Here is a 15,628-nt window from a genome sequence, read left to right on the forward strand (position 1 = left end):
GCTAAAACACGTGCATTATCCTTCATTAGTCAGGCTGACCCCTTCACCTAGTAATTTTTGCATTTTATCAAGCAGCTCTTTTTCTTGGAATGGTTTACCCATATAGTCATTTACACCAATCTCTAAGGCACGCTCACGATGCTTTTCGCCAGTACGTGACGTTATCATAATAATCGGAATTTGCTTTAGACGATTATTATGTCTGACTTGAGTGGCGACCTCGAAGCCGTCCATACGAGGCATTTCGATATCAAGCAATATCATGTCTGGTGTCATATCTTGCAATATTTTAATTGCGTCAATACCATCTTTAGCGACTGCCACATTGAACCCTTGGCGCTCTAAGAAACGTGAGGTTACTTTACGCACTGTCACTGAATCATCGACGACTAGAATGGTAGATTTAGACTCTATACGTCCTCTTTGAGCATCAGCAGCTTTCGTAATATTCTTGGCCAGTTGCGCATTACGCATAAGAGCAATCAGATCTAAGATGAGCATGACCGAGCCATCACCCATGATAGTAGCAGCTGAAACTCCTGGAATATTTGATAATTGCTGGCCTAAAGGTTTGACAACAACTTCTATGCGCGAACCTGCAATCTGATCCACTTGCAAAGCAATATTCTGTCCGGTACGGTTTTTAATAATGATAAGTGGTAAGCTGGTATTGGTATTTACCACCAACTCATTTAACTTATTGCCTGATAAAATCTCATTTAGGTAGCGTACTCGATACTCAGTGTCTTCAAAATTCAATGTGGCATCATTTGATTGATAGTAGTCATAGAGCTTCTCTGGATTCACTCGAACCACGCGCTCAATCTGTACCAATGGAATCGCATAGTAGCGATCTGCAGCACGAACAACCAATGCGTCAGACACGGCTACCGTCAATGGTAGACGCATTGTGAAACTAGAGCCTTTACCCAACTCTGAAACGACGGATACTGAGCCACCTAGTTGGCGAACCTCACTAATAACAACATCCATACCAACGCCGCGTCCAGAGATCTGAGTCACTTGCTGACTAGTACTCAATCCAGCGTTGAAGATGTATTGCATAATATCAAGGTCTGACAGACTATTATCGTCTGCATCAATTAGACCCTGAGAGATGGCTTTACTACGTACTGCTTCAACATCAATGCCTCGCCCATCATCTGTTAATTGGATGACGATCTCACTACCTTCACGATGCACTTCAAGGGTAATACGGCCGCTACGCTCTTTGCCTGACTTTAGACGGGTCGATGTGGTTTCAATACCATGGTCGACAGCATTACGTAACATATGCTCAAGCGGTGAAGTAATGCGCTCTAGGATGGTTCTATCCATCTCGTCATCAGCATTAATGATGGACAGTTCAACAGACTTATTAAGCTCGTTAGCTGTTTGACGTACGATACGTTCAAGACGTGGTGTCAAGCGCGTAAATGGCACCATACGTGAATTCATCAAACCATCTTGCAGTTCAGTCTGGGTACGAGACAACTGTAGCAGTAGGCTTTCACTATCACGGGTTTTTTCTAATAATGTATGGTTAATATCAACCAAATCCGAGGCTGACTCTGTTAAAGATTTAGATAGCTGATTCAAAGATGAGTATTGATCCATCTCTAGAGGGTCAAAGTCTTCATTATCGATGAGTTCCTCATCTATTTGAGATAGAATCTGTGCTTCTAGCTCGATCTCCATACGACGTAGCTGATCTGCCAAACGTTGTACTGTCGTACCCATCTCTTCAATACTGTTTGTTAGACTACTGATACCCATATCGATACGAGCACGGTTAATCGCTGACTCACCAGATAGATTAATCATGTGCTCAATCAAACCACCCGAGATACGAATCATCTCATTGCTACTAGCGCTCTGATCTTCCTCGTGAGTATCTCTAAGCATAGACGGCATTTCACTGATATCTTTTGCAAGATACTGTGAATCTTGGTTTTCTTTGGCAATCAAGATTGCTTCACGCTGGGCTTGTAGAGACTCTTTAGGTATCGTTTTTAGGCTATCAGGGTTTCTACCAAATTGCTCCAACGCTTCAATTAATAGCGTAGGCGTCGGTGGATTAACATGTTGTTGAAGAATAAATACTGCATCAGCTAGCCAGTCATGACTTGCAACCAGCAACTCTAATACTTTTTTGGTGGCTGGACGTCGATTACTGACAAAGTCTGTATAAACCGACTCCATCTCGTGAGCCAAGTCAGCAATACCAGAGGCAGTGACCATTCGTGCGCCACCCTTTATGGTATGCAAGTCACGTTGGAGCGCTTGCAACGCTGTGGTATTACTCGTATCTTTTAAGAACAAGTGCAGATACTTATTACGATTGGTAAGCTCTTCTGCTTCTTCTAAAAATACCGCTAATATATCAGGATCAGGCAATCCATTGGCCCATGATTGCTTAATCATGCTATCCAGACTTAGGGTACTCAATGCCTCATTATCACTATCAACAACATTGGCAGCAATGCTACGCTCTGTAGGTTCAAAGTGATTTTTGGTACTGGTATGACTAGATCGACTACCTCTGGTAACGTTTTTGCTTTTTCAAGCTGATGCAACTGTTCAATCAGATCTGGAGTAAAGAAAGATTTCTTATGACTCACAATATGCATCACTTGTAGTGAAATCGTGTCTTGCACCATTTGCATGATTTCAAGCCACTGCGCGGTTGGCGCTCTTCGGTTCTCTACAAACGACTCATAGACGCTTTCTGCTTCGTGGGTTAAATCACCAATACTACGGATACCGGCCATCCGTGCACCGCCTTTAATCGTGTGCAAATGACGCTGTAGAACCTTTAGCGCATTGATATTGGTGATATCGGCACGCCACTTATTGAAGCTTTCATCTAGTGCAGTATCAAGCTCTTGTGCTTCTTCTAAAAATATTTCTAACAGCTCGATATCAGTATCAATAGTCTCAAACTGTAGCTCAGTTGCTGGAACAACCCTAACGGTGAAGCCAACGTCCTCGTTCTCATCCCTTTCTTGATAAATACTCTGTAGATCATCAATGACTTGTTTATCTATTTTTAAGGAGGTACTTCCAGCTAAGGCATCGAACAAGCCAATCAGCTGAGCATGACCTGCATGCAATATCGCTTGAATGTCTTGATTTTGAGCTTTATCGATATGATTACTCAAATAACGATACGCATTACCCAGCTCATCTAAAATCGTGACAAATTTTGGAAATGCTTGCGCCTTTTCCATGAGAGAGGCTATTTGAGAGATTTGCTGCTCTATATAACTTTGAATATGCTCTATTTCAGTATGATTCAACGCATCATCTAGTTCCCACTCAGCATCGAGCAACGTATCAATATTACTGTCTAATAACTCTTCTATCGTCAGTTTCTTATTGGTCATGACAGTAGTGTCATTAGCCACGTATTGCTCACCAAGCATAGCTTGCAATGACGCTATATCATGCTGACTCTGCGAACCATCGTCCTCTGTTGATGCATCATGCTGCTCTACATTTTGCTTATAGTTGTTTAGATAACCCTCTATTAATGTGGCTGACTGGGCTAATGCTGCTAAGTGCTGAGCATTCATGCCTATATCTTGTTGTTGTAGTGACTCCAAGCTATGTTCGATAGTCGCACTGACTTCGCTGATAGCGGCCAAAGCACTAGAACCAGAAGCGCCGCGCAAAGTATGAAATGCGCGTACGATTTCATCTGTGATTTCTATATGATGCTGTTCTCTATTGTCTTTGACAAACTGCTCGATACAATCAAGCAGTTCTTCTGCTTCATCAATAAAGATCTTACAAAATGCTTTTTCTTCTTCAGTTTGAGGGGTAAGGACAACCGCTGCCTCTGCCATTTTTTCATTGACCGAATGAAAGGTCTGTAAGGTAGAGTCTATAGCTTCATTACTGTTGTCATCATAAGCATTGTCAGTCTCATTCGTATCAAACCATGGCGTTGTTTCTTCAATCTTATCTATAGAACTATCTATTGACTGTGCAAACAAAGCAGAGTAGCTAAATTCATTACCCTGCTGTTTGCTGTACGCATCAGCACACGCAATCCACACTGGAACAACAGCTGGATAGTCTTGAGTACCCTGTTCAAACGCTACAAGCATATCAGGATAAGCTGCCAGTACATCTGTAATCAACTGACGCATATCAACTGAGATAGCGACACTATTATCTAAAACACGGTTGAGCATGTTTTCTATAGACCATGCCAGTTCCGCTGTATAGTTAGCGCCTACCATGCGGCCCGAACCTTTCAAGGTATGGAAACCACGACGAATATCTTTTAATCCCTCTAGATCGGTCGAATTTTCCTGCCAGCTTTCATACAACGGCACAATTTCTGCCAATACTTCATTGGCCTCTTCTATGAATATCTCTTTGATATCAGGATCTGCATCGTCGGCATCAGCTGGTAGTTGATTAGTCTCTCTAATAAAAGGTGCAAGGCTCTCTGGAATATCCAATGTAGATAGATATTCGTTGGTATTCACTTCTTTGTTATTCGAGTCAGTAACCAATTCGGTACTATCGTTATTAGAGTCGTTATCAACATCATCAATTTCTAGTAGCGATTTTTCTAATTCTGCATCATCTGACATAACCTCTTTAGGAGCAAGTTCAGTTAGCGTCAGTCCAGTGTTGACCGGCTGCTGGCTCATAAGATTGCTACTTTGTAAGATAGCAATCGCAGGATCAAAACTTGGTGGTCGCTGCGCTGAAAAATCTGCTACCAATGCTGGTAGATTTTTGTGGTATCAACCACTAGATTTACAACATCATCTGTTACTGGCAATGTTTTATCTAACAAACGATTCATTAGGTTTTCGATTGACCATGCTATCTCACTGATACTAAAGGCACCAACCATACGACCTGAGCCTTTCAGAGTGTGAAAACCTCTACGCACTTCAGTCAACGGTGTTAGGTCTTGTGAGTCTTGCGCCCAGATAGGAAGGAAATCTTCAAGATCAGTGATGATTTCGGTCACTTCTTCAATAAAGATATCGTGGACATCTTCACCTGTTTCAAAGTTATCAGGCTTTACGTGTTCACGAGCCTGCTTTAGCGCATCACTTTCAGTACTGTTGGACAGACTCACACTGTCTTCTTCAACTACATTTGCATCGTCTACATTAATAAAAGGTTTGATCTCACCACTATCATCGTAACGTACAACATTCGTCGCAGCTGACTCTTGAGTGAGTATAGTCTTGTTAAGCGTTGCTGGTGATACGATATCAGTATCAAGAAGCTGTGTTGCTCTGGCCGTATGTGTATTTGCTAAAGTGAGCAACTGCTGGTCGAAAACCTGCTGCGCAAGATAATCAAGTAATAGCTCAATAGACGTTAAGCTCTCAGCCAACGCCTGCACCAAACTCCAGCTCGGGGTAGTAATATTACGAGTAGTTAACTGTGTAAATAGACTACCGATATCATCTATAGTATGACGAATTTCTGGTAATTCCATATCATCAAAAGCTTGACCAATACTGGTAAACTCAGTGGACGCTGGTAATAACCCAATATCTTGATGCTGTATATAATTGTTAAAATTTTGCTTTATCTCTTCTACTGCAATTCGAAGCTCACGTAGGCCATCATCGGTAGTAATGGGTTCATGTTTACTTGTTAATTCTGTCTCGTTACTATTTATCACTTCAGACACAGTAGCGAAAGAGGTCGCATCACCAATCTTAAGAGAAATGGTTTGCTCAGTACTATAAATAGCGTTATATAACTCTTGCAGCTTGCGTTCAATTTGCCATTGCTCTTGCGCAAAACTTGTTTCTGATACGAGAGACTGTTTTAAATCTGCAAGGATTGATTCCACCTGAGACACATAGTAAGTCCAGCCTCGGTTTTTGAGCTGCTCTCTGATATATTGCAAAGGAGCTACCAAGCTATCTGGCTCATCTAACTTGAAGATAAGCGCATCAAGCTGAGTCAATAATTGCGGTAAAAAACGAGACGCTGTCGTAGTACTTTGAGATACTTTATCCAAAATAGACTGAGTACGTTTGCTATTGTGCGCTAGATAACTCAATTCGACATAGATTGCCGTGGTCAATCTTACAACTATAGTTGAAGGTACTTCATTTGACTGAGCACAAGATTCTATAACTTGATCAAGCTGACCTAATAATGGTGCATAACGCTCCGGAAGTGGCGTCTCGTTTTGGGCCAGATCACTGAGCAATAACTCAGTCAAACACCATAGTCTTTGTAAACCACTATCTTGTGTTGTCTGCCTGAGATACTGGCTAGCTTTTTCTAAGGTACTGAGTGCTGACGACTGATTTGTATTAGTGATTAGTAATGCCTGTACTTGTTGACGCCATACGAGTAGCAACTGCTGACACTGTTCACTTGTCAAGCTAGCAGTAGCTTGTTCTGTTGGTACGGCCACTTCAATACTATTGATAATATTTTCGTTATTCGCATGATCATTCGTGTATTCATGCTGAATATCACTAATGTTTACAAGAATATCAGTTTCTATATCTCGTTGAGACAAGGCTTGGGTCAGCTCATCAACCGCCCTACTTATTAGGCCTATATGATAGATTCCTGTACGCGCATACTGATTGATCTCTCGTTGTAATAATCGATGAGAGAACTGACCTATACGGCGCTCTTTGATAGAAAAGTCATCACAACTTTGTAATCCTGCGAGTTGACTCAACTTGCTAGCAACATTTGCTAGTAAAGGAAGTTTGAGCATGATGAGCGCACCACTAACCTGATGATAACTTGATGTCAGTTGCTCATGGTCGATGCTAGATTCACCTAATTGCCAACCGTCAGATATCTGTGTTAACTGCTGATTGAATAATGGTAGTAACCACTGAAATATCACGATGTCATTGGGCTGGTTTTTCATAGGTTTATCCTAACTCGTCTATGCACTAATTTAGGCACTAATTTTTTGCCACACATTAACCTGTGGGTGCGCAATGCGGCGCATATTTGAAGGACGCCAGAACAACGCCTCACCTGGAGCCAATATAATATATCCCTCTAACGCGCACTGCTCTGATAACCGTGTCAAAATATCACGCTGATCAAATTTACGAAAATATAGCAGCATGTTTTGGCAAATAATCACATTCTGAAGATGCGTAGTGGGTGGTTTTTGTTCAATAACATTGTGTACAGAAAAACTGACATGTGGCTGCAATACAGGTGCTACCTGCCAATTCTCCTGCATACTATTAGCCGCTTCTGATGTGCTAGGCTTCGATCTATTTAATGTACTCTTAGATGGCAGCGGCTGAACAAACGGCTGACACGATTGCGGGATTAAAGATTGCTGCCTGTTATCATACTGCCCCAGTCGTGCGCTTTTAATAGCCTCTTCGCTGATATCCGTCCCTAATACTGCATAGTCTTGACATCGCTGTGCGGCTAAGCTCATGGCCAATGACCAAGCTTCTTGTCCGCTTGCACAGCCAACACTCCAAATACGAAACAAACTATCAATGTTGTCCGCTTTATGATGCTGCAATGCATACTCTGTAACAAAGTCGATAGAGGGTCTATGTCGAAAGAAGCGACTCTCATGAATGAGTACTTTATCTAGCAACTGCTGACGCAACTCATCACTTTTCGATAATTGATACCATAATTGTTGAACGCTCAATCCATTCGACATCGCCGTACAGTCAATTGCATTAGCCAGCCACTGTAGCTGTATGTCTGGCAGCACAAACCCAGTCTCTTGCTCTATGTACTTCTGCCATCGTTGCACATCCAAACTGTCGACTTTCATCAAAGTGTTACCCAATGTCAGCTCAACTGTATTAAGCAGATGATTTAGCTTATTAACACCATCTATCCTAGACAAATCATCTACTATGATTACGGCTTCTTTCTATCACTCTTACAGCAGTAACCTTGTCCAATATGCAGAAAAACCAAATGCTATCGATCTTGCTCTAAAAGAATACCTAATCACTAAACGCTTTCTTTCAATGCGCCTTCCGTATCCAACACTTCATAATCTACTAGCTCGTCGTCGTTCGATACTTTGAAGCCTGTTACCGATTCCTGTAGTGCTGCTGCCATTTCACTTAGCTTCACCAATAGAACGAGCTGTTGCCATCGTTCCAGAAGAAGTTTGTGAGGTAATATCTTGAATGATGTTCATGGTGTGAGAAATATGACCAGCAGACTCAGCCTGTTGTAATGCAGCATTTGAGATGTTTTGAATCAAGTCAGCCAAGGTGTTAGAAACGCTCTGTACTTCTTCTAGTGCTTCACCCGCATCTTTCGCTAAGCGTGCGCCGCGTACAACTTCAGAAGTTGTCGATTCCATTGACATAACCGCTTCGTTGGTATCGGCCTGAATGGTTTTTACCAATGTTTCAATCTGCTTAGTAGCATTAGCTGAACGCTCAGCCAGACGCTGTACCTCATCAGCAACAACCGCGAAGCCTCGGCCCGCTTCCCCTGCCATCGATGCCTGAATAGCGGCGTTCAATGCCAAAACGTTAGTCTGGTCAGCAATATCGTTAATTAGTCCAACGATATCACCAATCTCTTGCGAAGACTCACCAAGACGCTTAATACGTTTTGACGTTTCTTGAATCTGATCACGAATAACGTTCATACCCTCAATAGAGCGTTGTACAACTTCTGCTCCATTGTGAGAGATAGCAACTGAACGCTGGGCAACCGTTGCAGATTCTGCAGCGTTGTTTGAAACCTGATCAATTGAGACAGTCATCTCATTAATAGCGGCTGATACTCCAGCAATTTCTTGTGCTTGGTGTTCAGAAGCTTCGGCCAGTTCAACAGCATTCATCTGCGTTTGATCCGAAGACTGTGAGACTCGGTCAGCAGTGCTGTTAATAACAAGTACCAACTGTCGTAATTGGTCAATTGCAAAGTTGACTGAATCGGCAATCGCCCCTGTAAAGTCTTCTGATACAGTCGCATTAACGGTCAAATCACCCTCTGCCAAATCACCCAATTCATCAAGTAGACGTAAAATAGCGATCTGGTTACGTTCGTTTTCTTCTTGGATTTGACGCGCTCGCTCAGACTCAGCTTCTGCTTCTTGGCGACGACGCAAGGTTTCTTTCTCAATAAGTGATCGCTCTGATCCACCACGGTGTTTCAGTAGCTGGTACAAAGCAAACACAATCCCTAATGCGCCGATTGCAAATACAGCCGCTGGCAAGATAACGGATTGATTGAAACTATCGAAATACTGACTTACCGATGATAGCGAGTTAACTAGCCAAATCAGACAAGCCAAACTTAATAGAACAAAAATCCTAACAATAGCTTCCAAGTACTATCAGCGTCTTTGCCATCTGCTGATGTTTTAGCCATACCAGCTACAGGTTTTTTTATCACATCACTCATCTTGCGTCTTCCTTTCAAACAGTCATCAAAGTCTAATTGTGGCTGACTTTGACAATCGTATTGTTATCTAAACAATGATTAGCAAAGCCTGTATAAATGCTGACATCGAACCCTATTATGTCAGTCGCTATTTCTCTGTCGTTACTTAACAGACAGGTATTTTATAGTTAATAGCTATATCGCAGCATCTGAATACTGAGGATCCTGTGCGAGCAAACTTGGCATAAATACATACCAGTCTTGGTCGTTTTTGAAAAACTTGCCATGGTTATAAGGCGCAAATGGCGACTCTGGATCTATGGCTTCTGGACGATACTGTTCTTGTGTGAACTGTTCGATACCAAGTACTTGATCAACCAGCAGTCCTGAAAAGTTATTGTCATAATCAATGACGATAACTTTTCGTTGGCTCATTTGTGTCAAGCGACTAGGTACTTGCAAAAAATGCGACAGATCCGTCAAAGGTAAGAGTCGCCCACGAATGTTGGCAATACCTAGCATCCATGGCTTTACTAGAGGTAGGCTAGTATATTCTGGCATAGATAATACCTCTGATACCTGACCCATAGGGGCAACTAAGCGCTGCCCACCAATTTCAAATACCACACCTTGCCAATCAAACTCTTGGCCACCGCGGCGACCGCTTTTGCGCGCGCGTGCCAAATCTGCTAAACGCAGAAGCTCAATAAATCCTCTAGAAGCCACAAATTACTCCATCACTTTGCGAATCATATTGACCAATCCACTTTCATCAACTGGTTTGTTCATATATTCTTTGGCGCCTTGACGCTTGCCCCAAACTCTATCTGTTTCTTGGTTTTTGGTACTAATCATAATAACAGGGATATGAGCAGTGGTTTTACCGCGGGTAATCTTGCGCGTGGCCTGAAAACCATTCATTTCTGGCATGACCACATCCATCAAAATCACATCTGGCAAATGTTCAGCTGCCATCTGGCAACCCTGCTCACCATTAGTCGCTTCCAACACTTGAAAGTTGTTTTTGGCAAGCATATCGCGAAATTTCGCCATTTCTGATGGCGAGTCGTCAATGACTAAAACGGTAGTCATAGGAGGTTCCTTTAAGTTCTAAAATATCTGTGAAGATATATTGATATATGGTTCAGATAAAATGATTAAAAATAGCACTTATAAATCGACTGGTAGCCATTCTTTAATCATAATTATTCAGTATTGAATAATCTGGAGCGATAATATCAATCACTCCCTGTAAGTCTATATTTATTCGATTAACGGTACTGATTAATGGCATCAAAAAGCTCATCTTTACTAAATGGCTTAGTCAGATACTCATCAGAACCCACAATACGACCACGTGCCTTATCAAATAGACCATCTTTAGATGACAACATGATTACCGGTTTATTGGCATAATCAGGGTTATTTTTTATCAGCGCACAAGTCTGATATCCATCTAGACGTGGCATCATAATGTCGACAAAAATAATATCTGGATTGTTATCTACAATCTTTGCTAACGCATCAAAACCATCGATAGCGGTCACTACTTCACAGCCCGCTTTTTGTAATAAAGTTTCTGCAGTACGGCGAATGGTTTTTGAATCATCAATTACCATTACTTTTAAACCTTCAAAATTATTTTCCATTCTCATTGTCCTGTAAACGACTATTTGTTCGTAACGCTATCTAACAATACAAAATTTGCTTGGCTATTTTAAACTTTTATATCATCTATTGTCAGATCGATATAAGTACCTATATTTGCATTGTCTGCGTTGAAATTTGTGATAACAGCGAATCTTCTACAATTGATGCCTACTGACTAATCGCGGTATCAATATAGCGTACTATACGCACTTTATTATTATTAATCTTACAAAATCTAGCGTTATTTGAGTGCTTTGAATAAGATAACTTACCCCGCGAATATCTAATAGAAAAGTCAAATATAACAACGATTTCAATTAACTATAAATCCATTTTCTAACATATAAATAGATTGAAATTTGAATTGAAGGTAGCGTTATTATATTTTTGTATTGTATATAACTGGCAATGATATTACTGGATAATTTTCATTTGTAATAAAAATGTATCAATGCATTTTATAGTGTTTGTTTTAGCACAGTTATTATTGCTTTTCCAGTAATTAGTAAAATTATGTTCGAACTCGTTGGTATCATAAATAACTGTTCTTATTTATTAAAGGTATAATTTCAACTCTTCTTAATACTGAGTTATCAACTTTCTTAAGTTTAGTAAATATCTTACAGTCGTTCCACCGCGTTACAATTCACTATATAATAATATGACGATTACAATGGTGACTGCTATGACAGCTTCTAGACGTCTAAGAAAAATCCTCTATTTATTCAGCGTGCTATTTATCGCTGCTTGTCAGCCGTCACCTGTAAATGAATCGACTGTTACTGACACTGAAGCAGAGACCGCAGACACGCCTCTTATCATCACAAGTGATAATGTCACAATGACGCCAGAACATATCTTGAGTATCAAACCTTCAAGGTATCAGCCGAGTCTCGGATTACAAGGTAATATCGAACCTATCAAGCAGACTACATTTGTTGCGGTACATCCGATTCGTATAGAAAAGACACTGGTTAGTGAAGGTCAATGGGTAGAAAAAGGCACGCCATTGCTTGTCTTTAGACGTACGGGCACGGCTAGCAAAGCTGAAGATTTGAAAAAGCCTGAACAAGGTAATTCAGAATTAGGGGTACTAATCAAAACAATCAAGAAGATACGCAAAACTCTGATGCTAACTCCGCACAAGCTGCGCCAGACGCAGATATCGCTGTTGTAAGAAAAACTGACAGTGATAAAACGTTAGAAGCAAATTCTGCGATAGATACTGATAGCAACATCACTAATCAAAATGCAGACATTAATACGGCTAAACAAGATGCGCAGTATAATTCGATTACCATTCATGCCAGCTTTTCGGGTCGGGTAGAAAACTTATCTGCTGATGCAGGACAACAGCTAGCGGCGCGCGCGTCTCTACTACAGATCAGTGACGAGACCAAACTGCACTTTACGGCTACCCTGCCTATACAAGCCAAACCACAGCTTTCCGTTGGCCAAACAGTCAATTTTACCGCCGAAGGTATCTCAGACAAGTTTACGGGACAGGTCAGTAAACTGGTATCGACCAGTCAGCCCAAAAAGCTTTTGGTCTATGTTAATGTCATCGACAACGAGGTAAGTCGCGATAAGTTATTACCAAATATGAAAGTCACAGGGCGCGTCAATTATGGTCAAATAGATGTCGGCACTATCGTACCTAAGCACGCGCTACACGATGTCGACCTGACAGAGTTGCAAACTCCTCCTTATATGCCGCTACAACCATTGACTGCAAATGTTTGGATAATCGGACAAGATCAGCGTTTAACACGCCAACCTATTGAGGTAGTTGAATATGATCCTACTACGCAGCAGTATTTGATAGCAGGTGTGAGCAATGATAGCTTGATTTGTTTGGCTGACTTACCTATTGATTCTAAAGGTAAAAAAGTCGTTGTGTCATAATAGCTTATGCTGACAGTTACATTTGGTAGAAACATTAACAAAGCTTCTCTTGTTTTGTAACAGCATAATTAGGCAATATGCCCCTATTATATATAGCATTATCCGAGTATTAAAATACGTCTCATATTTAATTATGCGCTATTCTGTATATTTGAAAACGTAGAGGCTTAATAGTTTAACTGTTTATTATTTCCAACAGCTCATCATTACCGAAAACGTTATATTTTTATAAATCACAATAACAATTAGAGGACACTCCATGAGTAAGCAGATTTTATTGATTGAAGACGATCCAGATTTGGCTGAGCTGATCAGCGATTATTTGACCATGAACTATTATGATGTGCATCATGCTGGTCTTGGCCAAGAAGGTCTCGACTTATTAGACACCAAAGAGCGCGATATTGACTTGGTTGTATTGGATCTTATGCTACCTGATATGGACGGTATGCAAGTATGTCAAAAGATTCGTGGCAACAAGAACAATATGACCAATAAAGTACCTATTATTATGCTGACCGCAAAAGGCGACACAACCGATCGCGTATTAGGGCTAGAGATGGGTGCTGACGATTATATCGCCAAGCCCTTTGAGCCACGTGAGCTTTTAGCTCGTATTCGTGCGGTTATTCGTCGTCATGAGCAACCAAATCAAGCCGATAGCCAATCAGACAGCTTAACCTTTGGTCGTTTAAGCGTGTTCCCTGATAGTCATGAAGTCACTATCGATGACCAACCAGTACGTCTAACCACGCATCAGTTTCAGTTGTTACACTACTTTGCCACTCATTCTGGCAAGGTGTTGAATCGTGAGCAACTCTGGCAAGCGATGCCAAATGATGACAGCTCAGACAATATTGACCGTGCAATTGATGTACATATTTCGCGTCTACGTGCTTTGATCGAAGACAATCCACGTCAGCCAAAACGTATTATTACCGTACGCGGCGTCGGCTATCAATTTGCTACTGATCAGGTGTAATCACAAAGGATGCCTAATTAGCTGACTCATGGTGTAAACTCTATACCATGAGTCGGTACAAGCGTTTAATAATAGAGATCGTTTAATGCAGCAATTGGGTTTTCGTTCCGTATTTGCCAAACTATTTGCCAGCGTTATGCTGGCACTTACGTTATTTGCTGTAGCAATGGTGCTGTTGACCCAACTTGTTCATGATAAAGACGCTGGTATTCGCTCAGAGATATTAGCCACACAGATTTTGGGTCAAATCGATCCATTCTTGCACGAATTAAATATCTCTATCAGTAAAGACAATCGTTTGCAATCACGTTTTATGCTGGCTGTCGTTAAGAAAAGCTTCGATATTTTTGATGAGTCACTGCAAGCGAAAATGGGATTGTATGACAGCGAAGGTCGGCTGCTCATGCAAACTGACAACAGTGACCTACCCCTAGAGCTTCCCCTACTCCTTCTTTGTTCTCGCGCGTTTTTCCATCACTTGCAGACACGTCACCTACCAAGCAAGCCCAAGTGTATAGCAGTACGGGTTATACCTTATTATACGAATCACGTCTAACGCCTAAAAACCTGTCCTTTCTGCAGCCTTGAACTTGTTCACTGGTACGTTACTACTCTTGCTTATTATGGCAGGTGTACTATGGTTGATTGCCCGGACGATGACATGGCGTATTGACCAGTTAAGCCAGCAAATGACTCAATTGGGTGATGGTGATTTTACGGTGCGGGTAAATGCACGTGGTAATGATGAAATCGCTGCATTAGCACGTGGATTCAACCAAGCAGCACAAAAAATTGAACACTTAATTGATGCCAATAACTTGCTACTGGCACATGCTTCTCATGAGCTACGCACACCTATTACGCGTATCCGTCTACAGATTGAAATGATGGATATGTTGGCTGGTGCGCTGCCAATTGATACCAAAGCAAAGTTCGATAAACGAGCACAAGCGATCAATAGAGACTTATCAGGTCTTAATGACTTAGTAGAAAGCATATTACTGGTTAGCCGTCTGGATGCGGGACATGCCTTACAACAAGTTGAAAACTTAGATTTATACGATTTGGTAAATCAAGAACGTCAGCACTATCCTGAAGCCACGCTGATTGGCGAGCACATCGTGATAGATGGTCAATCATCAATGTTGACTCACTTAATTCGTAACTTACTTACCAACGCTATGCTACATGGCAAGCCACCTGTTACGGTATTGTTATATGGTGTTCAGAGCATAGAAGAAGCCGGAACTGTGCCTGACTATCTATTACAAACAGTGCTATGCAGCAGCTTTGTCGATTACAACAGTTTAGACTTTGATGACTATGAAGAAAACGCTGATGCCAAGGTAATTGAACACCAAACCGCTAAACACGAAGCTACTAGTTCGGTTGATAAAAATAAATCAGACACGACTGACTCAATAGCAGATCTACCAACGCCGACTATCTATAAAAACGGTGAAGACATAGCTGCTCACAATGAAAATAACGAGAGCAATGATGATGCCAGCCTTGATAACGGCCTTTCAGATGACAGCTTAATAGACAATGCTAGCAAACCCCAACCCTCTACTGGCGAATCATCACTACTTGCTGACTATTACAGCTTTACCAGTGAGTTAACTGACAGAATTAAGAAAGTTATTTGGAAGGCTGTTCCAGACTCTCCTGACCTTACTAACGACGCCGATAATGCCAACAATGCTAACGCGACTGAAGTAGCATCAACAAACT

Annotated in this window: 10 protein-coding genes and 3 pseudogenes; 5 read left to right on the forward strand and 8 right to left on the reverse strand. The window is 41.4% G+C overall.

Annotation, left to right across the window (positions count from 1 at the left end):
- Positions 1 to 15: 15 nt before the first annotated feature.
- The 8 genes and pseudogenes from ACOBWA_RS12745 to pilG all read right to left on the reverse strand — a co-directional run bounded on the left by ACOBWA_RS12745 (position 16) and on the right by pilG (position 11,006).
- Complete coding sequence (locus ACOBWA_RS12745) at positions 16 to 2,448, reverse strand: response regulator (RefSeq protein ID WP_420229566.1); 2,433 nt, start codon at positions 2,446 to 2,448, stop codon at positions 16 to 18.
- Positions 2,445 to 4,742, reverse strand: coding sequence for an Hpt domain-containing protein (locus ACOBWA_RS12750; RefSeq protein WP_420229567.1), 2,298 nt, complete (start codon positions 4,740 to 4,742; stop codon positions 2,445 to 2,447). The genes ACOBWA_RS12745 and ACOBWA_RS12750 overlap by 4 nt, the downstream gene beginning before the upstream one ends.
- Entirely contained in the window at positions 4,736 to 6,889 is a 2,154-nt protein-coding gene (locus ACOBWA_RS12755; RefSeq protein WP_420229568.1) for an Hpt domain-containing protein, read from the reverse strand. The genes ACOBWA_RS12750 and ACOBWA_RS12755 overlap by 7 nt, the downstream gene beginning before the upstream one ends.
- Positions 6,890 to 6,919: 30 nt before the next feature.
- Complete coding sequence (locus ACOBWA_RS12760) at positions 6,920 to 7,852, reverse strand: CheR family methyltransferase (protein WP_420229569.1); 933 nt, start codon at positions 7,850 to 7,852, stop codon at positions 6,920 to 6,922.
- 110 nt (positions 7,853 to 7,962) lie between these two features.
- A pseudogene (locus ACOBWA_RS12765) lies at positions 7,963 to 9,250 on the reverse strand (methyl-accepting chemotaxis protein); the annotation flags it as partial.
- A 302-nt stretch (positions 9,251 to 9,552) separates the two neighbouring features.
- Entirely contained in the window at positions 9,553 to 10,083 is a 531-nt protein-coding gene (locus ACOBWA_RS12770) for a chemotaxis protein CheW (RefSeq protein ID WP_160022438.1), read from the reverse strand.
- 3 nt (positions 10,084 to 10,086) lie between these two features.
- On the reverse strand, positions 10,087 to 10,449 hold the full coding sequence (locus ACOBWA_RS12775; protein ID WP_057761573.1) for a response regulator: 363 nt from the start codon (positions 10,447 to 10,449) through the stop codon (positions 10,087 to 10,089).
- 179 nt (positions 10,450 to 10,628) lie between these two features.
- The gene (pilG, locus tag ACOBWA_RS12780; RefSeq protein ID WP_057761576.1) at positions 10,629 to 11,006 is read right to left on the reverse strand and encodes a twitching motility response regulator PilG; all 378 of its coding nucleotides are present in this window, start codon (positions 11,004 to 11,006) and stop codon (positions 10,629 to 10,631) included.
- Positions 11,007 to 11,692: 686 nt separating this feature from the next.
- Between pilG and ACOBWA_RS12785 the strand changes: the two genes are divergently transcribed.
- The 5 genes and pseudogenes from ACOBWA_RS12785 to ACOBWA_RS12805 form a co-directional block, all read left to right on the forward strand.
- Positions 11,693 to 12,184 (forward strand): hypothetical protein, encoded by a 492-nt coding sequence (locus ACOBWA_RS12785; RefSeq protein WP_420229570.1) that lies wholly within the window; start codon positions 11,693 to 11,695, stop codon positions 12,182 to 12,184.
- 122 nt (positions 12,185 to 12,306) lie between these two features.
- Positions 12,307 to 12,522 (forward strand): annotated as a pseudogene (locus tag ACOBWA_RS12790) (HlyD family secretion protein); the annotation flags it as partial.
- A 30-nt stretch (positions 12,523 to 12,552) separates the two neighbouring features.
- Complete coding sequence (locus tag ACOBWA_RS12795; protein WP_420229571.1) at positions 12,553 to 12,912, forward strand: hypothetical protein; 360 nt, start codon at positions 12,553 to 12,555, stop codon at positions 12,910 to 12,912.
- Between the two features lie 259 nt (positions 12,913 to 13,171).
- Complete coding sequence (locus ACOBWA_RS12800; protein WP_057761578.1) at positions 13,172 to 13,894, forward strand: response regulator transcription factor; 723 nt, start codon at positions 13,172 to 13,174, stop codon at positions 13,892 to 13,894.
- Between the two features lie 85 nt (positions 13,895 to 13,979).
- Positions 13,980 to 15,217: pseudogene (locus tag ACOBWA_RS12805) on the forward strand (HAMP domain-containing protein); the annotation flags it as partial.
- Between the last annotated feature and the right edge of the window lie 411 nt (positions 15,218 to 15,628).

Origin of the sequence: Psychrobacter sp. ER1, from assembly GCF_048631835.1 — a bacterium.
Classification (GTDB): Bacteria; Pseudomonadota; Gammaproteobacteria; order Pseudomonadales; family Moraxellaceae; genus Psychrobacter.